We start from the raw sequence: 24455 nt of genomic DNA, 5'->3' as shown, positions 1-24455 counted from the left end.
ATTAGTCTTGAGTGCCAGCTAGCATAACAATGGCAATTATTTCGTTTAATAAAGCCTTCATAGAAGGACACTGCACTTCAATTGTCCGTCCGTCAACGCGTTTAACATCTTGCATTTGTTCAACAGCGTCAGCTTTGGCCGTATTAGCTAGTTGCATTTTCAAAGTTAAAGGTGTTTTTAAAGGTTTAACAGCACTATAAGCTTCCGGATTGTCAATTACTTCTTTGGCACCATTGATGATGTCAGATTTAACTTGTTTGCGCGGATAACTCATGGCACTAAAGCGAGCTAATGATTTTTTGGTGACAACAACTTTGGGTGAAGGGCACATTTTTTCATCAATTAATTGTTCTTTCAATGCGGAGTCACCTACAATTAAAGTCACAGGAACGCCCAATTCATTAGCATAGGCCACGTTAATGGTGGTTTCATTTTGATACTGACCATTAATCCAAACATTGTAAGCAGAACGGGCACTGTAACTATGATCCATATTGCCATGCTCTTTGCCAATTCCAGAATGGTAGCCCACAAAAATGACTTGATCGAAAGAAGCATCAAAACCACTCATCATGTAATCTTCGCGAGGATAACCGCTAATTAAAGCCACACGGTCATCAATATCGGATAAATAATCGTAGTCCAGATTTGTACCCTTGGCATGGGAATCCGAAATCAAAATTTCGTCAATTTGGCTATTGTTAGTCGCCTTTTGAATCCCTTGTAAAACCCATGCAACCTGTTCATTGTACAGCTTGCGAAATTTGTCAGTGTCATTATCGTCCATATTCCAATCGGTAATACCAGCTAAGCCTTCAACATCAGTTGAAATATAAATTTTCATAATTAAATTACTCCTAAATTGTTATTTTTAGTTCATGGAAGCATTTTTGTAATATGGGAAGCCCATCGGTCCCATGACCACACCCTTAAGTTTAGGATTGATCAAATAAACTAACGAAATATAGTACATTGGCACAACTGGAGCTTTTTGCACAACTAACTTGTTGGCTTCTTGCAAAGCGTTCCATCTCTGTGCAGGTTGTGTCGAATACTGGCCATTAGCTTGATCTAGCAGTTGGTCGTATTGCGGATCACTGAATTTACCTTCGTTGTTCTTATTACCAGTTTTGACCAAATTCAAGAAATCTGATGGATCGTTAAAAGTTGGTGTCCAACCGTTGATGACGGCATCATAATTACCTGATTCACTAGATGAAAGACGGCTGTTGAAAGGAACTGCTTTGACAGAAACTTTCAAACCGGGCAGATGTGTTTGTAATTGTGATTGAATAAATTCATCAACCTTTTTAGTTTGGTCATCGTTACTTGATAAAATCGTAAAGTTGGCAGACTTCATGCCCAGTTCGCTGAGGCCACTTTGCCACAACTGTTTAGCTTGTTTGGTGTCATATTGATTCAATTGTCCAGCTTCTTTGGCGAAATCTTTGCCGGTTTGCGGATTACTAAAGCCCGTAGGTACAAAACCAGTCGCCGGAACGGATTTATCTTGCAAAACATTGTTGGTTAATTGCTTGCGATCCATCGCCATGGACATGGCTTGCCGAATTTTTTCGTTACTGAATAATTTACGTTTCGTGTTAAATTCTAGATACATCGTGCCAGGTAGTTTTCGTACATATAAAGATTTACTCTTGGCGTGATTCTTGATTTCTTGCCCAGTCAATGGGACCATTGCTAATTCTTTGGATTCAAATTGATAAGCACCTGTGTCTTGACTCTTGATGACCGAAACCTTGATCTTGTTTAAATGGACATGTTTTTTGTCCCAGTAATGCGGATTTTTGACATAAGACCAAGTGTCACTCGTGCCATCCCAATTTTTCAAGACGAAGGGTCCATTATATAAGGTGTGCTGAGCGCTGGTTCCGTACTTCTTGCCTTGTGCTTGAACGTAAGGTTTGTAGAGCGGAAATGACGCACTCATGGCTAGCACTGATGGAAAATAAGGTACCGCGTGATCCAATTTGATTTGTAACTGATATTTACCCGTGGCTTTGATTCCTAAATTGCTTGGTGCCATTTTCCCGTCATTGACGGCTTTATAATTTTGTACATTTTCCAAAAAGTAAGATTGCTGCGACTTGGTTTTGGGATCTACAGTCCGTTGCCAGCCGTAGACAAAGTCCTTAGCGGTTACCGGTTTGCCATTACTCCACTGACCATTGTGGCGCATATTTATTGTATAAGTAGTTTGATCATTGGATAGTTTGGGCTTGCCCGTGGCTAACGCAGGAATAATGTCCCCCTTTTTGTTGAAATTGTATAAGCCTTCATTGACTTGTTCAGCAACTTCCGCGGATTCATTGTCCATTGCCAAGGAAACGTCAGCGGTACTTAGTTCTGCCGAAGCACCAATGGAAATTTCTTTATTATTGGTAGCATTGTTATGCCCGCAACCAGCAAGACCTAAGCTTGTGATGATTGTCAAACCAATCAAATAGATCCTTTTCATTATCACTCCTCCTAAAGTTTAAAAATTAATTTTATTTTAATTCTAAATTAATTAAAAAACAAGAACAAATTAGTGCCATCATTTTAAATTAGTTAAATCTAATCATGAAGGTAAATTTTTAAAGGACAAATATGTAATGAATCTTGACAATTAAAGCAAAAATGCTATTCTTAAAATTAAATAATTATTAGAAAGAGGTAAGCGAAATGGCTAAAGTAAAGGCACAAGATGTTGATTTTAATAATTTGGGTTTTGAATATTTAGACTTACCTTATCGTTATCAGGCCACATTTAAGGATGGTAAGTGGCAGGACAAGGGTTTGGTAGCGGAAAGTAATGTTGTTATTAATGAGGATTCACCAGCTTTGCATTATGGTCAGGCGGCGTTTGAAGGTTTAAAAGCTTATCGGACTAAAGACGATCAAATTCAATTATTTCGGCCTGATCAAAATGCTCAACGACTGCAAAATAGTTGCGAACGGATGTTAATGCCACAAGTGCCAACTGATATGTTTATTGATGCGGCAAAGCAAGTTGTGAAAGCTAATGAAGATTTTGTGCCACCTTATGGTAATGGTGCGACTTTGTATTTGCGACCAATTATTATGGGGGTGGGTGGCATCATTGGGGTTCATCCTGCTCAAGAATACATTTTTCGCATTTTTGCGATGCCTGTGGGCAATTACTTTAAAGGTGGCTTGACACCAACAAACTTTACCACTTCGCAGTATGATCGGGCGGCACATAAGGGCACTGGTCAAAGTAAAGTTGGAGGTAATTATGCTGCTAGTTTGATGCCTGGTGAGCAAGCACACAAAAATGGCTTTTCGGATTGTGTTTACTTAGATCCAGTTAACCATGAAAAAATTGAAGAAGTTGGTTCGGCAAATTTCTTTGGTATTACAAAAGACGGCACTTTTGTTACTCCAAAGTCACCATCAATCTTGCCTAGTGTGACGAAGTATTCATTACTATATTTGGCCGAACATGAACTGAATATGCCTACTGAACAAGGTGATGTTTATGTGAATGATCTGGATCGTTTTGCTGAAGCGGGTGCTTGCGGGACAGCTGCCGTTATTTCGCCGATTGGCGGTTTGGAACATAATGGCAATTTACACGTCTTTTATAGTGAAACCGAAGTTGGTCCCGTCACAAAGAAGCTTTACGATATCTTAACTGGAATTCAATTCGGTGATCGCAAGGGTCCTGATGGTTGGATTGAAGTTGTCAAGTAAAAATCAAATAAAGAAGGTTTCGTTCATTTGGTGAACGAGACTTCTTTTAGTTAATAAATTAAAAAATAGTATAGGGAGATATTTCCTATACTATTTTTATTTGCTCTATAAGGCTATTTTAGCTGTTTTTTTCGTTTCTTTTAAAATTTGCTTTTTAAATTTAATCAGTTCATTAGCATGATCTGTAAAGCCTAGTTCGTTAAATTGTTGAATAATAGTTGCTAATTGATTTGGTTGATAATTTAGTTTCTGCAATAGACTCAAATAATACTGACACATCATGCGATCATAAGCTTTTCTGGGTGTATTTGCAGAAATGGTGATTAGTCGATCAATGTAATAATTAACATCATCAAAATTTTGACGTTCGAAAGAGAGAACAATGCAATTATTCAGAAAAATTGATAAATCATTTTGATAGGATGCAATTGAACTTAATTTTTTGGTACGTTTTAGCAAAACAGGAAAAGTTCCACGAATGTAATCACTACTAAAGATATAGAGACAATTAGAAAATAATGCGATCTCAAAATGCCCCCAATTTTGATTATGATTGAGATAATCTTTAATGATTTGTTTGTCTTCGTCCACTTGATAAATTGCTTTATTATTACGGCGGTTCAAAAAGAGTTTGAGTTCAATTGAAAGGCAGCAAAAATAAAAATCGTGACTATCATTATATTTAGCACGAAAGTTATGGATTCTTTGCGCTATTTCTTTGTCACGTTCTTTGGTTACTTTATTATAAAAATATTCCGATATATAAGCTTTTTCGGGTGTGACATTATCATTTAAGTAAAATTCATATTCCTGAACGGTAACGTTGAGACGTTCCAGATATTTGAACAAAATATCACTCGAAATAGTTGAATGTTTGTTCTCAAACGATGACAGCGCTGTGCGGCTACTGATTCCCTCAGCTAATTCAGCTTGAGACATATTGCGTTCTTTGCGCAACTTTCTAATTAATTGTCCGTGTTCCAAAATTTTGTCTCCTTTTTTGACGAGATGCTTTACATAATCAGGATATCAATACAATTTTATTATAAATTGGTAATGAATCGATTTGCAAAGAATAAATGAAAATAATTTAGATTGCAAAAATATATCAGGGGGATAATAATGCTGCAACTTTTAAGAAATAAACAATTTCGAAATTTTTTTATAGCGGATATTTTTTCTAGTTTTGGTGTAGGGTTAACGACGGTTGGAGCCAATTGGTATGTTATGGAACAAACAAAATCGAATCAATTGGTCGGTTTTTATTTAACTGTTAATGTTTTAGCTGGTTTTATTATGTCACCTATCGCTGGACATTTGACTGATAAATTAAGTCGAAGATATGTTATTTTGTGGTCTTTTCTGGGACGAGCAATTCCAATGAGTCTAATTGCGTTTTATTTTAGTGTTGCTGGTTTTAATTTAGTGATGATGTATTTTTTGGCAGCGTTAACTGGAGCTGGTTGGATTACTTATATGTCGTCTTCGCGTGGCTATATTCAAAGTATTATCTCACCGGACTTGTTAGGTTCAGCTAATTCATTCATTGAAATATCATTACAAGTCGGGATGTTTATTGCAGGGGCGGTATCAGGAATAATTTTGCACTATACCGGTTTTTTGGTGATTTTGATTATTAATATTGTTATGTTCTTATTGAGTACTATCCTGATTTTACGTTCTCCGAAAGATTCTATCGTTGTAATTAGTCATAAAAATGCTAATCAAAAATCTTTTGGCTCTATTTTTCATTATTTAAAATCTAATCCACTAGTTCTGTTAGTGGGGATTTTATCAGTTTTACCTTTACTAGTAACACAATTATTTAATGTATCTGCACCAGATTATGTATCTACGGTACTCAATAAAAATAGTCTTGTTTACGGTACTGTGGATATGTTGTATGGCATTGGTGGATTGACTTCTGGCTTTGTTACGGGCTGGCTACTTAAAAAAATGAGTCAAAAGAAAATGATTTTCGGATATTTTTTAATTGCCAGTGTGGCTTTAAGTACTTTGTATGTTCATCGTGGAGTATTGGCTCTTTACATTGGAACATATTTTATCGGGTTAACGGATTCATCATTGCGGATTGTAACAAATACGATTTTAATGAAAAATGTTCAGCAAAAATACATGGGTAGAATCACTGCTTTTTGGAATGGTACGGCTCAATTTATTGAAATTTTTGCGTCGTCATGGATTGGTTTGATGAATGATCAGATAGGAGCAGAATTTGGATTTTTGATCATGGCTGGAATTATGATACTAGGAATATTGTTAAGCTTTCTAATTCATTCAACGGATAGTAGAAGATGATATTAAGAAAATAATCAATATTGTTGTGGATTAATTATTCTACTTCCTCTTCCTATTTTGATAAGCGTAAACTGGTAAACCACTCAACGTCAGGATGATACCGGCCAAAGCTAATCCGGGTTTGGTGATTGTAGTATTAATCACGATGAATAAGCCGCCTAAAATGGCAAGAATCGGTGGCAAAGGGTACCAATTGATTTTGTAAGGACGTTCCAGATTAGGTCGCTGTTTGCGCAAATGAATGACACCAATAAATAATAAAACGGAAAAAATCCAAGAAACGTACACCAACATATCCGTTAATGAATCAAAAGTTCCCGACAAGATCATAACGACCGCAATTAAACTTTCAAAGAGTAGACTATTGGTAGGAATTTGGGTTTTCGAATTCAGATGGCTAAAAAAGTGGCTCGCTGGTAATTGTTTTTGTAAACCTAGTGTATAAGGCATTCGTGAACCAACCATTAGATGACCGTTTACGGCGCCGTAAACGGAAACAAGGATACCCAGCGTCAATAGTTTACCGCCATTTTGTCCAAACAAATGTTGAGCGGTCAGCATTGCGGTCGCTTGATTGTTTTGGACCTGATGCAACGGCATGATTTTCAAAAAACTCCAATTTAGTAATGTATAAATGATGGTGACTGCCAGTAAGCCACCAATAATTGCTCGGGCTAAATTACGCTCGGGCTTTTTTAATTCGCCAGCCAGATTACCGATACTCAGCCATCCATCGTAAGCAAATAAAGTTGCTAGTAATGCTTGCCCCAAGTCTTGAGGCTGTTTGATTTGTAAAGCAGTCCCCAATGGCGCGTTAGCGACATGGTTCGTTGGACTGACAAAGATGGCCGCAATAATAATAGCGATAATCGGAATCAATTTAATAATCAAAGTGATTTTTTGAACTTGACTACTCAACTTGGTTCCTAACCAATTGACTAAAACTAACGATGCTAGACAACCTAACGCCCACCAAGTCACGGTCGTCGTTGGCAGATTAAATAATTTTTGGGCTTGTGTGCCAAAAATAATCGAGATAGCGGCAATATTGGCTGGATAGTAGACAATAATTAAAGACCAACCAAACAAAAAAGCAATTTTTTGACCATAAATTTCGCTGAGATATTTTACGGGGCCACCGTTTTCTGGAAAAGCAGCTGCTAATTCTGCAATCGTTAACCCCGCCATTAAAGTGATAAAACCAGCTAGCGGCCAAACTAAAATACTGAGCCAAGTGTTATGAGTTAAAGCTGTAATTTTGGCGACTTTAAAAAAAGCACCACCGCCGATGACGGTGCCCATGACGGTTGCTAAAGCGGCGAATAAAGTTAATTGACGTTTCATGGCGTATTCCTCTTTGATTGATATAATGGTTTAGTAAACATTATACTTGATCTTAATTGAGGTAACAGGGTTTGCGGGAAAAATATCAGTTACGACATCAAAAAAAGCATTCTTGGAATGGTAAATTTATATTTCTAGGCTTCATTTGTGGTCTTTTAGTCATTTTATTTGTAGGCAGTCGCTGGTTGCGCTATTGGCAGGGGAGTGGTCGTCCTAGCCAAAGTGATTATCCCATTTTGGGTGTTAGTTTGAGTCAGACGGATGGTTATCAGGATTTTCATCTGTTAAAAAAGCATGGTGTCGATTTTGTGTATTTAAAAGCGACCCAAGGTGCTAATTATTTTGATGATGATTTTTTGGATAGTTATTGGCGGATTCAAGGCGCTCAGCTCCCCGTCGGGGTTTATCATTATTTTAGTTTTGATACCTCAGCTAAAGCACAATTTCAAAATTTTCGTGCTAGTGTGGGACAACAAATCGGGACTTTACCATTGGTGATTCAAGTACCGTTCTCAAAGCAGCAGCTACCGCATAAACAGCAGGTTCAACGCAGTGTTTCGCAATTGCGCGGTTTACTGGTAAAATATTATCAGCGTCCAGTACTGATTCAGACCACACCACAATTGAGTTATTTATTAAAAACGAATCCTGACGGTGGTTGGCTACAAGCTCATCCATACCCGATTAAAGGGAATCAGGTTCATTTTTGGCAGTACACGACTTCGGGACGAATTCCAAGTTTAGCTTCAGATAATCGTTATAATTTGTCAGTCTTTAACGGCAGGCAAGCGCAATGGGAACAATATTTACAAGGAGGTTTTTAAAATGTTGAAATTAGGCGTGATTGGTACTAATTGGATTACGCGGCAATTTGTCGAAGCTGCAGCGACGAGCGATAGTTTTCAATTAACCACAATTTATTCACGAACCAAAAGCCATGCTCAGCAATTGGCACAACAATTAAATTTGACAAATGTGAATTTAGTTACGAAACGTGTGGACTTATTTGCTAATTCTGATGTGGATGTGGTTTATGTCGCTTCGCCAAATAGTCATCATTATGAAGATACGATGCAGGCCTTAGCTGCTGGTAAGCATGTCATTGTGGAAAAGCCGTTAGTTTCCACGCGAGCGGAATTTTTAGCGTTACAACAAGCCTTAAAAGAGCATCCCAGTCGATATGTTTTGGAGGCTGCACGCCATATTCATGAAGCAGAATTTCAAATTTTGCAGCAAAAAGTGCAACAATTACCCCAAATTACAGGGGCCACGTTGACTTATCGTAAATATTCGAGTCGTTATGACCAAGTTTTGGCAGGTGAGGAACCAAATGTTTTTTCGCCCCAATTTTCTGGTGGTGCTCTTTACGACTTAGGTGTGTATTTGTTATATGATGCCGTGTGCCTATTTGGAATGCCTATGTCAGCGCAATATTTTCCACAAATGATTGCGACCCAAGTGGACGGGCAAGGTACCTTAATTTTGCATTATCAAAACTTTGATGTCACATTATTGGTTGGCAAAATTAGTAATTCCTATTTGCCATCGGAAATTTATAGTAATCAACAAACATTGTTGTTCGACGATGGTGGCACGGTCCGCAAAATCTGGGATAACCAAACATCTCATGTGCAACAATTTAACGAACACAATCCGATGTTGGCTGAAGCCAAAGCTTTTAGTCACATCATTCAAAACCATGATCAGGCCGAATTTGAACGGTTGTGGTACTTGGCCGATCAAGTTAACCAATTGTTAACCGATGTCCGTCAACAAGCACAAATCAAATTTAGCGCCGATCAGAAATGAGGAATAAATGCAGATTCCAACAGCATATCAGCAGTATTATCAGCAACATCATTTTCAACAATTAACGCCGATTCAAGCACAGGTTTATGAACCATTACGTCAAGGTGAGTCAATTTTGTCTTTGGCGCCCACCGGATCTGGCAAAACATTAGCCTTTGGGATGCCTTTATTGGAACGTGTACAAGCTGGTGGTGGGATTCAGGGTCTGATTTTGGAACCGTCGCAGGAATTAGCGATTCAAACTCGGAATGTTTTGCGAGAATTAAATCCCCAATTAAATGTTTATAGTGTTATTGGCGGGGCTAATGTACGACGGCAAATTGAACATTTGAAGCAAAAACCCGAAGTTGTCATTGGCACAATTGGGCGGATTCAAGATTTGGTTGAAAAACGAAAATTCAAATTGAATAAGATCCAAACTGTGATCATAGATGAAGCGGACGTGTTATTGAGTGATAAATTAACCACCGTACGTGCCTTGTTAAGTCGTTTGCAAGGACAATTTCAATTGGGATTGTTTTCCGCAACGTCGGCCGATATTTTTTCGCAATTGTCGCGTTGGTTTCCCCAACAGATTCAGACGATTGACTTACGGCAGGATGCACAATTTCGAGCCGGTTTGCAGCATTATTTTTTGTTGACGGCAAATAATCAAAAGGTTAATGTACTGCAAAAATTAGCGCATCGTAAAAATAAACAGAATTTGGTTTTTTATCAATCAAGTAAAGAATTACATCGTTACGCGGCCGATATGCGTTATCGCAAAACTTATTTTACTGTTTTGGACACGAGTGATCCCAAGAAACGGCGAGCGGATGCGTTAAACGATTTGCGTACTCGTGAGACCTCATTGTTGTTAACAACAGATGTTGCGGCGCGAGGCATGGATCTACCGCAATTAACGACAGTTATTAATTGGAACAATCCGCAAGATTTAACGGAGTATATTCACCGTAGCGGGCGCACGGGCCGCATGGGACGGACTGGTGAAGTCATTACTTTAGGCAACGAACATGATTTTCGAGCATTGCAGGAGTTGGTGCAGCCGCAAAAGATTAAGTTGCACAAGGTGCGACTGCAAGGTGATCAGTTGGTGAGCGTAGCCCAAAAAACTGCCCCAGCTTCGATCAAAAAGAAGTCCACAGCCCGTGATAAACATCGGCAACGGCACCAGAAGCAAAAGGGCTATCATGGTCAGGCAAAATAATCTTTACAGGATTCAGTTTTAGTGGCAAGATTAAGCTATGGTCTCGTGGCTCAGCTGGATAGAGCAACTGCCTCCTAAGCAGTAGGTCATCGGTTCGAATCCGATCGAGATCATCGCGTTGTCGCTAGCCTTGGCTCAGCGACTTTTCTTTTAGAGTGGGGCAAAATAAAGATAGTAGCTAACGGCTATGATGATCAAATCAATGATAATTACTAAAAGATAAAGCCATTTTTGTTGGAATAGTTGGTCGATTGCTAAGACTAGACTAAATCCACAACCAAAGAGTAAGATTCCAATCAAGAAGATTTTTTGCATAACTACTTCCTAGTTTCAGCTAAATTTTTAAGGAGTTCCAATGAAGAAAATTAAAGTAATGACCGTTTTTGGGACACGACCAGAAGCGATTAAAATGGCACCCTTAGTTTTAAAATTACAACAACAGCAGGAATATTTCCAAACAATTACAGTGGTAACCGCTCAACATCGTCAAATGTTGGATTCGGTCTTGAAAATTTTCAAAATTAAACCAGATTATGATTTAAATATTATGAAACAAAAACAATCTTTAAGCGGCATTACCAGTTCGGTTTTATTAGACTTGGATCAAGTTTTGGAACAAGAACAGCCTGATATTGTGTTGGTGCATGGCGATACGACCACGACTTTAGCATCAGCATTGTCTGCTTATTATCACCAAACGGCAATTGGACATGTGGAAGCGGGCTTGAGAACTTGGGATAAATATTCACCATGGCCTGAAGAGATGAATCGGCAAATGACGGATGATTTGGCGGATCTTTATTTTGCACCGACAACGCAAAGTAAAAGTAATTTATTGCAAGAACATCATCCAGAACCACAGATTTTTGTGACGGGTAATACCGCAATTGATGCCCTAGAGCAAACGGTTCAAACTGATTATCATCACACGGCTTTGGATCAATTGGATCCAGCTAAACGGATGATTTTGGTGACGATGCATCGTCGTGAAAATCAAGGTGCGCCGATGCGGCGTGTTTTTCAGGCGATGTTGAGTGTGGTGCAAAAACATGATGATGTTGAAATCGTGTATCCAGTCCATCTGAATCCAGTGGTGCAACAAGCGGCTCGAGACGTTTTAGGCAATCACCAGCGGATTCATTTAATTGATCCGCTTGATGTGGTTGATTTTCATAATTTGGCAGCACGTTCTTATTTTATTATGAGTGATTCGGGCGGGGTGCAAGAAGAAGCGCCAGCATTGGGCAAGCCGGTTTTGGTTTTGCGCGATACCACCGAACGACCTGAAGGTGTAGCAGCTGGCACGTTAAAATTAGTCGGAACTGATCCTGATCGTGTTCGTCAAGAAATGGAAACTTTGTTGAATGACTCGGATGCCTATCAAGCAATGGCGCAAGCTAAAAATCCGTATGGTGATGGCAAGGCCAGTGAGCGAATTTGTGCGGCCATTTGGTATTATTTTGGGCAAACGACTCAACGGCCCAGTGAATTTAAAATTTAAATTTGGTATTAACAATCTGAAACAATTTTTCAGGTTGTTTTTTTGATTATTTTTGAACATATTTTCAAAAATATCCTTTACATTTGTAAAAAGAATCATCTATAATGGAAACTGTATTAAAGAAAGGGGTTTCATGATGACAGATTTAACAAAAAGACAATTGGCAAAATATTTGGATCATACACTTTTGGCACCGAATGCGACGAAGGAGGAAATTATCCGGACTTGCAATGAGGCAAAACAATATCAAACTGCTTCGGTTTGTGTGAACGCACATTGGGCTAGTTTAGTTCATCAACAATTAGCTCAAAGTGAAATTCAGACTTGCGTGGTGGTCGGTTTTCCTTTAGGAGCTACAAGTACGCAAGCCAAGGTTGCAGAAGCTCAGCAGGCGATGCGTGATGGCGCAGACGAATTAGATATGGTGATTAATCTTGGTGAATTGCTTGGTGGTAATGATGGAGCGGTCCAAGCTGACATTTCGGCTGTGGTACAAGCAGTTCATGCTCAAGATAAATTGTTAAAAGTGATTATTGAAACGTCATTTTTGAATGATGAACAAATTGTCAAAGCGTGTCAGTTATCAGAGCAAGCACAGGCAGATTTTGTCAAAACTTCTACTGGTTTTAGTTCTGCGGGTGCCAAAGAAAATGACGTCCATTTAATGCGAGCAACGGTTGGGGAAAGTTTGGGCGTCAAAGCGTCGGGGGGAATTCACTCTTATCAAGAGGCTTTGGGCATGATTGAAGCTGGAGCGAGTCGTTTAGGTGTCAGTGCAACAGTCAAGATTTTAGCTGGAGCTAAGGATTGAGGAGGAACAAGTACAATGATTTATAAACGTATTTTTGGAATTGTTTTGGATTCAATTGGGACCGGTGAAGCCCATGATGCAGCCGATTTTTCCGATTTAGGCGCTGACACTTTAGGGCATATTGGTGCATATTTTAATGGCAATTTAAAATTGCCCAATTTACAAAAATTAGGTTTGTCCAATCAACGGGCAACACCGATTTTAGGTGTACCCAAGGTACAACAACCATTAGGATATTTTGGCAATATGCAAGAGGTTTCAGTTGGTAAAGATAGTATGGATGGGCATTGGGAAATGATGCAATTACCAGTTAAAACCAAATTGTCCTTTTTTCCAAACGGTTTTCCAGCTGATTTGTTAGCGAAAATTGCCGAATTTTCAGGACGAAAAATTATTGGTAACCGGCCCGAATCCGGCACCAAGATTATTGCAGAATTAGGCGAACAACAAATGAAAACCGGTGATTTGATCATTTATACATCGGGAGATTCTGTTTTACAAATTGCTGCTCATGAAGATATCATTTCGGTCAAAGAATTATACCGCATTAGTGAATATGCGCGCAGCCTAGTTAACGGCCCTGAATACACGGTAGGGCGGATTATTGCGCGTCCTTATGTCGGAGCAGACAAAGATCATTTTACACGGACAGCCAATCGGCATGACTTTACACTCAAACCAACAGGCAAAACGACTTTGGACTACTTACAAGAAAATGGTGTGACGACGATTGGAATTGGTAAAATCAACGATATCTTTAGTAGTCAAGGGATTGACGAAGGTTACCATAATGAGAGTAATATGGATGGGATGGATCATTTAGATCATGTCATGCAACAAGATTTCACAGGCTTTTGTTTTACGAACTTGGTGGATTTTGATGCGATGTATGGTCACCGTCGCAATATTAAGGGTGACGGCGAAGCGTTGATGGCTTTTGATCAACGTTTAGGACGAGTTTTAGATCAAATGCACGCGGATGATTTATTGATGATTACGGCTGATCATGGCAATGACCCTAGCTATCAAGGGACGGATCATACGCGTGAATTAGTGCCATTATTGGTCTACTCACCAAGCATGCAAGCACCAACTAGTTTACAGACGAGATCTACTTTTAGCGATTTTGGCGCCACGATTGCTGATAATTTCCAAGTTCAAACAAATGATTGTGGAACGAGCTTTTTAAACCAACTTCACTGATGAAAAGGGAAACAATGAAACCAACTGACAAAACGAAACTTAAACAAGCGTTAACGGTAGCACAACTTTATTACGAAGAAAATTTAAGTCAGGCAGCAATTGCACAAAAAATGGGCTTATCACGGCCGACGATTTCGCGCCTACTGCAATTGGCGAAAGAATCGGGTTTAGTGAAAATTCAGATTGAAAATCCATTTTTGAATGACGCTGATTTAACGGATATTTTGTCGCAGAAATATCAGGCACAAATTCATGTTGTAGCGCCGCATTTTGCTGGTCAAACAACTAATTTAGATAGTGTCGGAGCTTACGCGGCCAACTTTTTAACTAATCTAGTCAAACCTAATGACATTATTGGCATCGGCTGGGGGAAAACAATTCATGCGATGACACAGAATTTAACTGAACAAATTGTCCCAGGTGTGCAAACGGTCCAATTAAAGGGTGGTTTTAGTTTTAGTCATGAAAAGACTTTTTCTTACGAAAGTATCAACGAATTAGCGCAAGCTTTTCACACGCAAGCGCAATATTTACCTTTGCCCACAATTTTTGATAGTCAAGTGACGAAGGATTTGGTAGAGCAGGATCGGTTTATCAAGCAAATTCTGGATTTGGGTAAGCAGGCAAATATTGCCCTGTTTAGTGTGGGAACTGTCCGAAGTAATTCGTTGCTCTTTAACCTGGGTTATTTGACCCAGCAACAAAAAAGTGCGTTACAAGCTAAAGCGGTTGGCGACATTGTTTCACGTTTTATTGACAGCGAAGGACAAATTATTGATCAAGAATTGAATCAACGAACAGTAGGCATTGAGGCTAGTGATTTGAAGCAAAAACAAACTTCCATCGTGATAGCTAGTGGTTTACAAAAAGCGGCGGCAGTTCATGCTGTTTTGAAAGCTCATTACGCTAATTTTGCAATTTTGGATACTGCTCTAGCCCAAAGTTTGATTAATTATGAATAAAAAGGAGTCAACTAATATGAGAATGGTTGATATTATTGATAAAAAACGGCACTGCCAAGAATTAACACCAGAAGAATTACAGTTTTTTGTGGATGGTGTTTGTAATGGAACAATTCCCGATTATCAAACAAGCGCGTTACTGATGGCGATCTATTTTCAGGATATGACCGATCAAGAGCGGGCTGATTTGACGATGAAAATGATGCAATCAGGCGATCATCTGGATTTATCTAGCATTGATGGGATTAAAGTAGATAAGCATTCGACGGGGGGTGTCGGTGATAAAATCAGTTTGCCATTAGCCGCTGTAGTTGCAGCGACTGGGATTCCTGTCCCAATGATTTCTGGTCGCGGATTGGGACATACGGGTGGAACTTTAGATAAGCTGGAAGCGATACCAGGATATCAGGTGGAGTTGAGTGAACAAGATTTTATTCAGCAAGTTGCGCAAGAAAAGTTAGCCATTATTGGGGCAACGGGCGATATTGCGCCAGCCGATAAAAAAATTTATGCTTTGCGGGATGTGACCGATACTGTCGATTCGATTCCTTTGATTGCCAGTTCCATTATGAGTAAAAAAATTGCGGCAGGTACGGATGCTTTAGTAATTGATGTCAAAACCGGTGCGGGTGCTTTCATGAAAACGTTAGATGAGTCGGTGGCTTTGGCCAAAGCCTTGGTTGCAATTGGCAAAGGGGTCGGGTTGAAGTGTCTGGCAGTGATTTCAGATATGAATCAACCTTTAGGTTATAAGATTGGTAATTCGTTGGAAATCGAGGAATCAATTGACGTCTTGAAAGGCAAGGGTCCCGCGGATGTAACTGAGTTGATGCTGACTTTGGGGAGCTATATGGTCGTTTTAGGTGAAAAAGCGCCCAATGAAAAAGTTGCGCGTCAGCTTTTAGAAGAAGCAATTAGTTCTGGCAAAGCTTTAGATCGTTTCAAAGCAATGATTAAGGCGCAAGGTGGCGATGTACGGGTCATTGATGATTACACGATTATGCCGCAAGCGCAGTATCAAATTGAATTACCGGCACAACAAAATGGGGTTGTGGCTCAAATTAAAGCTGATGAAATTGGCGTTGCCAGCATGTTGTTGGGTGGTGGAAGACAAAAAGCTGAGGATCAACTTGATTATAGTGTGGGCATTGAACTACACAAAAAGGTTGGGGATGCGGTGCAAACAGGTGAGTCGCTGTTAACAATTTATAGTAATCGAAAAGATGTGAGCGATATCAAAGAGTTGCTATATCAAAATATCACAATTGCTGAGCAAGCTGCTAAAAAGCCAATGATTTATCAAATTGTGGATTGATTCTGGGATTAACCATTCTACACAAAATGAGCAATTTTAAAATTGAGAAAGGTCTGAACATATGCGATTTGTTTTCTTGTTAACGGGAATTTTGTTAGTGCTAGTGATTGGCTGGTTCGTGAGTAGTGACCGCAAACATATTAAATTTAAAAAAATGCTTATTATGTTTGTGCTACAACTCATAATTTCTTTTCTGTGTCTGAATACTTCTGGTGGTATTCACGCGATGAGTGCTATTTCTAATTTCTTTAATTGGTTGATGGTGCAAGCCGCTGGCGGGATTAATTTTGTTTTTGGTGGTTTGGTAATTCAAAAAGGTGCCTCGGTTTTCTTTTTGAATGTTTTGATGCCAATTGTCTTCATCTCGGCTTTGGTCGGCATTTTAAATTATGTGAAGATTTTGCCGTGGATTATTAAATGGACAGGTTATCTGTTGAATAAATTGGCCGGCATGGGCGAATTAGAGAGTTATTTTGCGGTTTCAACAGCCATTTTGGGGCAACCAGAAGTATTTTTGACGATTAAGGACATTATTCCTAAGCTAGACGAAAAACGTTTATATACGATCTGTGCTTCAGCCATGAGTGCGGTGTCAGCTTCTGTGGTGGCTTCTTATATGCAATTAGTGCCTGGTAAATTCGTCGTGACAGCTGTTTTGTTGAATATTTTATCAGCATTAATCGTGTCTTGTGTGATCAATCCATATGATGTTTCGGCTGAGGAAAATCAAGCAATTAATGCTGGGACGGCAACGATGGATCTGTCTCAGGAACCTTTCTTTCAGGTAGTGGGTAATTATATTCAGGATGGTTTTAATTTAGCGATGACAGTTGCAGCAATGTTGATTGGTTTTGTTGCTTTAGTAACTTTCTTGAATAGTACTTGTACGGTTATTTTTCATATCAGTTTTACGACAATTTTGGGCTATATCTTTTCACCAATTGCTTATTTGATGGGTGTTCCTAGCCGAGATATTCAACAAGTTGGCAGCTTGATGGCCACGAAGATGTTGACAAATGAATTTGTTGCTTTAGGACAATTACACAAATTGCTACATGTTTTAAGTCCCAAAGCTGTGGCGATTATTTCCTCTTATTTAGTTTCGTTTGCTAATTTTAGTGTTATTGGTATTATTACGGGGGCTATTAAATCCATTAGTGCTAAGCAAGGTGCTTTTGTGGCAAAATTTTCGATGAAATTGTTGTTAGGTGCAACTTTGGCTTCAATTTTGACAGGAACCATTGTAGGTCTGTACTTCTAACTATGTTATGAAACATTAAAAAAGTGCTCACCAATTATTCGACTAATTACAGTCCGACAATTGTGAGCACCTTTTTAGCGTTCATATTCAATAAAATGAATGTTTATAATTTTATTTATTGTTATTTTGTTCAATTAAGTTTGCGATACCCTCCAAAACGGTTGTCTTGGATGTGATTTCCTCATTAGGCAGTTCACTGACGATTTCTTGCAGTGACTGTTCCAAAGATTCATTTTCAGCAAAGGCATAATATTGGGGCAGTCCTTCTTCAACAACCCGATTCATTGCCATCTGCATAAAGTCAGAAATCGTTAAACCGTGTGTATGAAGGATATTCTGTGCTTTTTGCTTAACATTGTCTGCAATTTTTACTTCAATTTTAGCCACATCTTTTCACCTCAACTATATTATTGCACATTTGAGCAAAAATAAAATCAAAAATTGACATTCTTGTCTTGGACTATGGTAAATCATGTCCGGCCGCTAGATAGAGGTTATACCATTCCTGACGTGTTAACGTAAAATTATTACATTGGGCGCTATTAATAATATGATCTGGGTGGGTGGTTCCAAGAATTACTTGCCACTTTGCGGGATGTCGTAGAATCCAAGCCGCGGCTACGGCATTTTTATTAGTTTGATATTTATGAGCTAATTGATCCAGAACAACGTTTAGGTTGCCAAAATGGGGGTTGTCAATAAAGGTACCTACAGAAAAACCATGTTGAAATGGTGACCACGCTTGGACGGTTAGCTGGTGTTGCTGGCAATACTCCAAGGTTCCATCATCACGATCAATTCCGGCTGCGTCATCTAGATTGGTATGTAAGCCAAAATCGATCATCGCTGTATGCGCCAAACTAAATTGTAATTGATTAACGACTAATTTTTGGTGCAAACCTGATTGTAATAATTTAATTTGAGCGGCATTAAAATTAGAAACACCAAAATGATGGACTTTGCCATTAGCTATCAAAATATCAAAAGCTGTTTGGATTTCGGTTAAATCCATGAGCGGATCAGGTCGATGTAGGACTAACAAGTCCAGATAATCAATTTGCATGCGCGACAAAATTGTGTCGACACTATCTAACAGGTGTTGCTTAGAAAAGTCATAACGTTTATGTGGCACAATCCCGACTTTAGATTGTATGAACCAATCATCTCGTTGAAAGTTCCCCATTTGAAAGGCTTGTCCAAAGACTTCCTCGCAACGACCATGACTATAAATATCCGCCGAATCTAAAAAGTTGATTCCACACTGTTGAGCGGCAATGAGTGCTGCAGTTGCTTGCTCAATGGTGAGATCGCCCCAGCGCATGATTCCTAAAGCTAGGTTCGAAACTTGATTGAGTTCTGGACTGATTGTTACATATTTCATAATATTTTCCTCCTAGGAGCTAGTATAAAATTAATTTCCGAAAAAATCTTGTATTTAAAGGTTAAAAATTTATACTAAACATTAAAAGGAGAAAAACGATGAATTTTGAACAATTATCTAGTGAATTAGCACAAACGATTCAACAATTTCATTTACCAGCTTGCGGTGTCGGCATTTCTAGTCATGGTCAAACTTTTACGCAAGGTTATGGTACATATGACCCCGACTGGGTCTTTCCGATTGCGTCGATTTCCAAGTCATTTTTAGCGACAACCATTTGTCGATTGGCAGATGCTAAAATTTTGGATTTAGATCAGCCGATTCAACAAGCTTGGTCTGATTTTCAAATGTTTGATGAGCATGCAACTAAATCATTAACGTGGCGCGATTTATTGTCTCATCGTAGTGGCTTGCCAGCCCATGATTTAATGCGTTTTACTAATGGTCCGTTGACTTTGGCGCAAGTAGCTCAAAAAGTTCGTTATTTAAAACCAAATGTCGATGTCCGGTATCGAATGCAATATAATAATTTGATGTTTGGCGTGTTAACTTATGCATTGGAACAAGTATTAGGAACCGATTATTATACTTACTTACAGGAAAATTTATTAGATTTGTTACAATTGAAGCACACTTATGTTCATGATGAGCGGAGTTTGGCGCCCATTGCGCCACCGTACTTTAGATTTACACAGGGGCGAAAGAAAATTACTTTTATGTCTCCGGGCCATTTGGGTGGGGCTAGCAGCATGTTGTCGATGCCTGAGGATTTGTTGGCTTGGTCGCAATTTCATTTGTACAATTATCAAAAGCATGACGCCAATAATTTAGCGCAAATGTATAAGCCTCAAGTCGTCATGACCCCCAGTCGACCGTTTGCTAAGCCGCAGTTTAGTGCGTATGGCTTTGGCATGATGATGGAAACTTATCGTGGTTATAAGTATTTTTATCACAGCGGTTCGTTTATTGGTTATTGTGCTATGTTGGGCTTTGTGCCTGATTTGGACTTGTCTTTTGTAATGCTGACTAATATGGATAGTACTAATGCTACTTTTGCTGTGCCATATCAAATTATTGATGCGGCTGCTGGGTTAGACAAAGTTGATTGGTCCCAAAAAATTCGATATATCGAACGCCAAAATAAAGCACAACAAAAGGCGAAAGAGCAAGCACAATTTGGCGATACCAAGTTCGAAGTTGCCAGTCATTCCCGTTGGTTAGGGACTTATCAACATCCTGGTTATGGGACTATTGAATTGCGTGATTATAAAGGACAATTAGTGGCGAAATTTGGGACGATGACTTGCGCAGTCGTGCAAGATTTGAAGGGCAAACTCTTCATTGATGCACCATTATTACACCAGTTGATTGCGTTAAAAATTAATAACCGTAATTTGCAATTATTGGCTGAACCAGCTTTAGGCACAATGACCACATTTGAGAAAATTTAAAAAATTAGTTTAAAAAAGACTGCCCAGTGCGCATCTGTTGAGTTACTTCAGATCACATTGACAGTCTATTTATTTTTATGAACGTGTTGCTGGATTCGTTGCACCATCGGACTATTTTCTTGTAAAAAAATAGCTTGTGTGGATAAGTAATTGACCAATCCCACAATGATTTGGTCAACCATTTTGATGATTAAGTTGTTCCAATGCAAGAAACTGATGCCCAACCACATGATAATATTGTCCAGAATCAACGATAAAAGACGTTGAGACAAAAAAAGGCTACTTTCTTTAAAAAATGTCGACCAGCTCTGATAATTAGTGTGAAAAACTAATTTTTTATTGACAATAAATGAAAATACGTTGGCAATTAACCAAGCACCGGTATTAGCCAGCAATAAATTGATATGCCAATGGTTGTGCAATACGTTAAACATAATGACGTTGATGACGGAGGCCAAAAAGCCATAGATCGTATAAATAATGAAATCACGATGCTTTTTATAAATGTTCATTAATAAGCTTCTTTTTCTATTTAAAATGTTGGATCAAAGTTCGGGCAAATTGGTTTAAATTCGCAACATCCTTTGATTGTGGGGCCAATTCTACTTTGACACTAGTTGCCCCTTTAATTGCTCCCGCGCGTTGAAAGACGGTCGCAAAGTGGTCCACCGCAACGGCAAAATCTTGATAAAAGGTGTCGCCTGAACCGCACACACCAAAAATTTTACCAGTCAAATCAGTTTCCGCCAAATCGTGATAGAAGTCCAAACCTTCATCGGGAATATTACCTTCGTCACCGTCCGAATAAGTATAACTAACTAACACACAGAGATCCGCAGTTTGGTAATCAGCAGCATCTGTTTGCGAGATTTCAGATACATCGACGTCCATTCCTGCCTGTTCAAAATTTTCGCACAACAGATCCGCCATCTCTTCATCATTGCCGGTCATGCTGGCGTAAACGATTTTTACCTTGGTCAACAATCCAACCCCAATCTCATAATCTCGGCAACTATTGTACCAAATTACGTGCTTCTCGTGAAGCTGAACCAGAAAATGATTTTGGTCGTCAATTATTTGGTGAGTGAGCTATAATTATAAAAGAGAAAAAAGTGGAGGTATTGGATTGATTACATTAAAGTCAGAACGTGAAATTGCAGGAATGAGAAAATCGGGGGCGCTGTTAGCTCAAACCCATTTAGGGTTGCGCAATATTATTAAGCCGGGTATCTCCAGCATGGAAATTGAAAATTTTGCTGATAAATTTATTACCGATCATGGTGGGCATCCATCTGAAAAGGGATTTGAAGGTTATCAATATGCAACTTGTGTGTGTGTCAATGATGAAGTGGCTCATGCGGAGCCGCGTAAAGAATTAATTTTGCATGACGGCGATATTGTGAAAGTTGATATGACAGTAGAATTAGACGGTTATCAAAGTGATTCCTGTTGGTGTTACGCTGTGGGGACGATTTCGCCTGAAAAACAGCATTTGATGAACGTAACTAAAAAAGCCTTGTATCTGGGGATTGATCAAGCCGTCGTTGGCAATCGCCTAGGTGATATTGGTTATGCGATTCAACATTATGTAGAAGATCAAGAAAAAATGGGTGTAGTCCGTGATTTGATTGGCCATGGAATTCAGCCGACAATGCACGAAGCACCCAATGTGCCGCATTATGGTGAACCGGGTAAGGGTTTGCGGCTCAAAGAAGGGATGACAATTACAATTGAACCGATGGTGAATTTAGGAACTTGGGAAATTGACAGTAAATTCACCCCAAATAATTGGGAATATTTTGTGTCAGCCGATGGAACGACTTCAGCTCAATATGAACATACCTTGGCGATCACCAAAGATGGTCCCAAAATTCTTACTTCCCAAGATCCCATTGCGGATCAAGCTTATTTATAATCATGACTGAACAAAGCTCGAAACGTTCAGAGCAAACACCAACACCTTTATTTGAAACGAATTTGCCATGGTGGAAAAAAGGACAATACTTCATTCAATTGGTATCTCAAGGAATGAAGGATGGGGATTTGGCGATATCATCCAAAGCCGTAGTTTATTATGGTTTACTATCTTTTTTTCCGTTGATTTCGTTTGTGGGCAGTATTTTGCCATTCTTCCACTTGGATCCTCATTTTGTTTTAACATATATCAAAGACTTGGTGCCCCGCAAAATAGGTGGCTTTTTGAATCCAATTCTGGTTAAGTTGCTCACGCAAAAAAGTGATGGTCTGTTGTCATTTGGTATCATTGGTACTTTGTGGTCTAGTTCCGGCTTGGTGAATATCTTAAAACGTAGTATTAATCTGGTTTATGGACTGGATAATCAAACCATTTATACCAAAAAATCTTTCTTGAATTCCATTATTTTGCGAAGTACCGCGGTAGTCTTTACAGCCTTATTCGTGATCAGTTTACTTATTTTGTCGGTGACTTTGATTTTAGGTCAGCAAATTCTTGATTGGCTGGCACCTTATATGTCTTTTAAGGCTAATCTGTTTCAGAATTTATTGCACTGGAAATGGCCTGTGACAGCTATTATTTTAATTGGGATTTTATTGTTAGCATATGTTTTTTTGCCTAATTCCAATATTAAATTACGTTATTTACTGCCGGGGACGTTTTTTTCAGCTTTGGGATTTAGTTTGATGACACAGTTCTTTTCATTGTATATCAAGTATTTTGGTGGTCGTTGGAACTCGTATGGGACAATTGGCACGTTTTTTATTTTAATTTTGTGGATGAATTTTATTGCTTATATTTTTTTAATTGGTGCAGCAATTAACGCCGCAATGACGCGTAGTATGAGCGGTGAATTGGTTAAATCGGTGGGAATTAAGCGTTTGTATCATAAGTAAGAAATTCGTCATAAATTCATGATTTTGTTGTATGATTAGTCTAAGAATTTAATTTTGAGAGGAATCACGATATTATGGTAAAAGTTCGCAAAGCAGTTATTCCTGCCGCCGGTTTAGGTACCCGTTTTTTACCCATTACAAAGGCAATGGCTAAAGAAATGTTACCCATTGTTGATAAGCCGACGATTCAATTTATTGTTGAAGAGGCTAAAGCGTCAGGAATTGAAGATATTTTAATTATTACTGGCAAGGGTAAACGGCCGATTGAAGATCATTTTGATTCGGCGCCTGAATTAGAGCAGAATTTGCAGGCAAAGCATAAGGATGAATTGTTAAAAATTGTGCAGAATACAACCCATATTGGGGTGAATTTGTATTTTACACGCCAATCTTATCCGAATGGTTTGGGTGATGCAGTTAGTTTAGCTAAGTCATTTGTCGGCGATGAACCTTTTGTGGTGATGTTAGGCGATGATTTGATGTCTGATCAAATTCCATTGACCAAGCAATTGATTAATGATTACAATCAAACGCACGCCTCCACGTTGGCCGTAATGCAAGTGCCGAAGCAAGAAGTTTCTAAATATGGAGTTATTGATCCTGATGGTGAAGTGGATCCGGGGTTATACCGTGTTAAAAACTTTGTTGAAAAGCCGGCAGTTGAACAAGCGCCTAGTAATTTGGCAATTATTGGTCGGTATTTGTTGACGCCAGATATTTTTGCGATGTTGGATACGCAAGAACCTGGTGCAGGCAACGAAATTCAATTAACAGATGCAATTGACCGCTTGAATAAGACGCAGCGGGTCTTTGCTCATGAATTCAAGGGGCAGCGCTATGATGTCGGTAATAAGTTTGGCTATATGAAAACCAGCATTGAATATGGTTTGAATCACCCCGAAGTTAAGGACGAATTGCGTCAATATTTGATTGATTTGGGACAAAAATTAGCAGCAGAAAATACTGATAAGTAAGCATTTTATTTGAAGTATACGCATTCATCACTGAATCTGATTCCAAAGATTTGGTGATGAATTTTTTTGTGGACAACTACAATTAAGGCTTTTGGATCTTGAGTTTTGAGTAATAAGCGCAGTTCCCAGATTTTGTAGGACGTGTGTGAACTGGTTTTAAGTTCTAAATAATGATTTGTATTAGATTTGCTTGATGATATACTGGAGATTCCAAGATGCTGTCGCTGATTATCCTCATAGTAAAGTTGAAAATTTGGTTTCACATCGGCAACAAGTTGGATTAAGGTTTGAACATTCATTTGTTTCTTCTTTCATCAAAATAATAGCAATCT

The 24455-nt window shown here is 38.8% G+C and carries 23 protein-coding genes and 1 tRNA gene; 16 read left to right on the top strand and 8 right to left on the bottom strand.

What is annotated here, in order from left to right; all coding sequences use genetic code 11:
- Position 1 precedes the first annotated feature (1 nt).
- Both MOO45_RS06140 and MOO45_RS06135 read right to left on the bottom strand, forming a co-directional pair.
- Positions 2 to 844, bottom strand: coding sequence for a M55 family metallopeptidase (locus MOO45_RS06140; RefSeq protein ID WP_249514047.1), 843 nt, complete (start codon positions 842 to 844; stop codon positions 2 to 4).
- Positions 845 to 871: 27 nt separating this feature from the next.
- Positions 872 to 2476, bottom strand: coding sequence for a peptide ABC transporter substrate-binding protein (locus MOO45_RS06135; RefSeq protein ID WP_249514046.1), 1605 nt, complete (start codon positions 2474 to 2476; stop codon positions 872 to 874).
- Between the two features lie 206 nt (positions 2477 to 2682).
- On the opposite strand from MOO45_RS06135, the gene MOO45_RS06130 reads away from it, so the two are divergent.
- Positions 2683 to 3714: a branched-chain amino acid aminotransferase gene (locus MOO45_RS06130; RefSeq protein WP_249514045.1), complete on the top strand. Its 1032-nt coding sequence runs from the start codon at positions 2683 to 2685 to the stop codon at positions 3712 to 3714.
- Positions 3715 to 3819: 105 nt separating this feature from the next.
- Here the strand turns inward: MOO45_RS06130 and MOO45_RS06125 are convergent, their stop codons facing one another.
- Positions 3820 to 4698 carry a helix-turn-helix domain-containing protein gene (locus MOO45_RS06125; RefSeq protein WP_249514044.1) on the bottom strand — a complete coding sequence of 293 codons (879 nt, stop codon included), beginning with the start codon at positions 4696 to 4698 and terminating at the stop codon, positions 3820 to 3822.
- Positions 4699 to 4836: 138 nt separating this feature from the next.
- Here MOO45_RS06125 and MOO45_RS06120 point away from each other — a divergent pair, with 138 nt between their 5' ends.
- Positions 4837 to 6033, top strand: coding sequence for an MFS transporter (locus MOO45_RS06120; protein ID WP_249514043.1), 1197 nt, complete (start codon positions 4837 to 4839; stop codon positions 6031 to 6033).
- A gap of 39 nt (positions 6034 to 6072) precedes the next feature.
- Here MOO45_RS06120 and MOO45_RS06115 read toward each other — a convergent pair whose 3' ends face one another.
- Positions 6073 to 7377 carry an APC family permease gene (locus MOO45_RS06115; RefSeq protein WP_249514042.1) on the bottom strand — a complete coding sequence of 435 codons (1305 nt, stop codon included), beginning with the start codon at positions 7375 to 7377 and terminating at the stop codon, positions 6073 to 6075.
- A gap of 71 nt (positions 7378 to 7448) precedes the next feature.
- Between MOO45_RS06115 and MOO45_RS06110 the strand changes: the two genes are divergently transcribed.
- The 10 genes from MOO45_RS06110 to MOO45_RS06065 all read left to right on the top strand — a co-directional run bounded on the left by MOO45_RS06110 (position 7449) and on the right by MOO45_RS06065 (position 17446).
- Positions 7449 to 8201, top strand: coding sequence for a GH25 family lysozyme (locus MOO45_RS06110; protein ID WP_249514041.1), 753 nt, complete (start codon positions 7449 to 7451; stop codon positions 8199 to 8201).
- Between the two features lies 1 nt (position 8202).
- Complete coding sequence (locus tag MOO45_RS06105; protein WP_249514040.1) at positions 8203 to 9186, top strand: Gfo/Idh/MocA family protein; 984 nt, start codon at positions 8203 to 8205, stop codon at positions 9184 to 9186.
- 7 nt (positions 9187 to 9193) lie between these two features.
- On the top strand, positions 9194 to 10393 hold the full coding sequence (locus MOO45_RS06100) for a DEAD/DEAH box helicase (RefSeq protein ID WP_249514039.1): 1200 nt from the start codon (positions 9194 to 9196) through the stop codon (positions 10391 to 10393).
- A gap of 39 nt (positions 10394 to 10432) precedes the next feature.
- Positions 10433 to 10506, top strand: a tRNA-Arg gene (locus MOO45_RS06095).
- Between the two features lie 242 nt (positions 10507 to 10748).
- Positions 10749 to 11894, top strand: coding sequence for a non-hydrolyzing UDP-N-acetylglucosamine 2-epimerase (wecB, locus tag MOO45_RS06090; protein ID WP_249514038.1), 1146 nt, complete (start codon positions 10749 to 10751; stop codon positions 11892 to 11894).
- A 133-nt stretch (positions 11895 to 12027) separates the two neighbouring features.
- A complete protein-coding gene (gene deoC, locus MOO45_RS06085; RefSeq protein ID WP_396022404.1) occupies positions 12028 to 12705 on the top strand; it encodes a deoxyribose-phosphate aldolase in 678 nt (225 codons plus the stop codon).
- Between the two features lie 15 nt (positions 12706 to 12720).
- Positions 12721 to 13908 (top strand): phosphopentomutase, encoded by a 1188-nt coding sequence (locus MOO45_RS06080; RefSeq protein WP_249514036.1) that lies wholly within the window; start codon positions 12721 to 12723, stop codon positions 13906 to 13908.
- A gap of 14 nt (positions 13909 to 13922) precedes the next feature.
- The gene (locus MOO45_RS06075; RefSeq protein ID WP_249514035.1) at positions 13923 to 14870 is read left to right on the top strand and encodes a sugar-binding transcriptional regulator; all 948 of its coding nucleotides are present in this window, start codon (positions 13923 to 13925) and stop codon (positions 14868 to 14870) included.
- Between the two features lie 16 nt (positions 14871 to 14886).
- Entirely contained in the window at positions 14887 to 16185 is a 1299-nt protein-coding gene (locus MOO45_RS06070; RefSeq protein ID WP_249514034.1) for a pyrimidine-nucleoside phosphorylase, read from the top strand.
- Positions 16186 to 16246: 61 nt separating this feature from the next.
- Positions 16247 to 17446 carry a NupC/NupG family nucleoside CNT transporter gene (locus tag MOO45_RS06065; protein ID WP_249514033.1) on the top strand — a complete coding sequence of 400 codons (1200 nt, stop codon included), beginning with the start codon at positions 16247 to 16249 and terminating at the stop codon, positions 17444 to 17446.
- Positions 17447 to 17557: 111 nt separating this feature from the next.
- Here the strand turns inward: MOO45_RS06065 and MOO45_RS06060 are convergent, their stop codons facing one another.
- Together MOO45_RS06060 and MOO45_RS06055 are read right to left on the bottom strand one after the other, a co-directional pair.
- A complete protein-coding gene (locus MOO45_RS06060) occupies positions 17558 to 17833 on the bottom strand; it encodes a type II toxin-antitoxin system RelB/DinJ family antitoxin (RefSeq protein WP_249514032.1) in 276 nt (91 codons plus the stop codon).
- A 73-nt stretch (positions 17834 to 17906) separates the two neighbouring features.
- Complete coding sequence (locus tag MOO45_RS06055; protein WP_249514031.1) at positions 17907 to 18827, bottom strand: aldo/keto reductase; 921 nt, start codon at positions 18825 to 18827, stop codon at positions 17907 to 17909.
- Positions 18828 to 18925: 98 nt separating this feature from the next.
- On the opposite strand from MOO45_RS06055, the gene MOO45_RS06050 reads away from it, so the two are divergent.
- Positions 18926 to 20278 (top strand): serine hydrolase, encoded by a 1353-nt coding sequence (locus MOO45_RS06050; RefSeq protein ID WP_249514030.1) that lies wholly within the window; start codon positions 18926 to 18928, stop codon positions 20276 to 20278.
- 65 nt (positions 20279 to 20343) lie between these two features.
- Here the strand turns inward: MOO45_RS06050 and MOO45_RS06045 are convergent, their stop codons facing one another.
- Together MOO45_RS06045 and MOO45_RS06040 are read right to left on the bottom strand one after the other, a co-directional pair.
- On the bottom strand, positions 20344 to 20790 hold the full coding sequence (locus tag MOO45_RS06045; RefSeq protein ID WP_249514029.1) for a GtrA family protein: 447 nt from the start codon (positions 20788 to 20790) through the stop codon (positions 20344 to 20346).
- Between the two features lie 16 nt (positions 20791 to 20806).
- Complete coding sequence (locus tag MOO45_RS06040) at positions 20807 to 21259, bottom strand: flavodoxin (RefSeq protein WP_249514028.1); 453 nt, start codon at positions 21257 to 21259, stop codon at positions 20807 to 20809.
- A 145-nt stretch (positions 21260 to 21404) separates the two neighbouring features.
- Between MOO45_RS06040 and map the strand changes: the two genes are divergently transcribed.
- The 3 genes from map (at position 21405) to galU (ending at position 24123) form a co-directional block, all read left to right on the top strand.
- Positions 21405 to 22193, top strand: a complete 789-nt coding sequence (gene map / locus MOO45_RS06035) for a type I methionyl aminopeptidase (protein ID WP_249514027.1) — start codon at positions 21405 to 21407, stop codon at positions 22191 to 22193.
- Positions 22194 to 22195: 2 nt separating this feature from the next.
- Positions 22196 to 23149: a YihY/virulence factor BrkB family protein gene (locus MOO45_RS06030; protein ID WP_249514026.1), complete on the top strand. Its 954-nt coding sequence runs from the start codon at positions 22196 to 22198 to the stop codon at positions 23147 to 23149.
- 74 nt (positions 23150 to 23223) lie between these two features.
- Entirely contained in the window at positions 23224 to 24123 is a 900-nt protein-coding gene (gene galU, locus MOO45_RS06025; RefSeq protein WP_249514025.1) for a UTP--glucose-1-phosphate uridylyltransferase GalU, read from the top strand.
- Positions 24124 to 24455: the final 332 nt, after the last annotated feature.

This window comes from Bombilactobacillus folatiphilus, assembly GCF_023380265.1.
In the GTDB taxonomy this organism is placed as follows: domain Bacteria; phylum Bacillota; class Bacilli; order Lactobacillales; family Lactobacillaceae; genus Bombilactobacillus; species Bombilactobacillus folatiphilus.
This window is presented reverse-complemented; position numbering and strand designations above follow the sequence as displayed.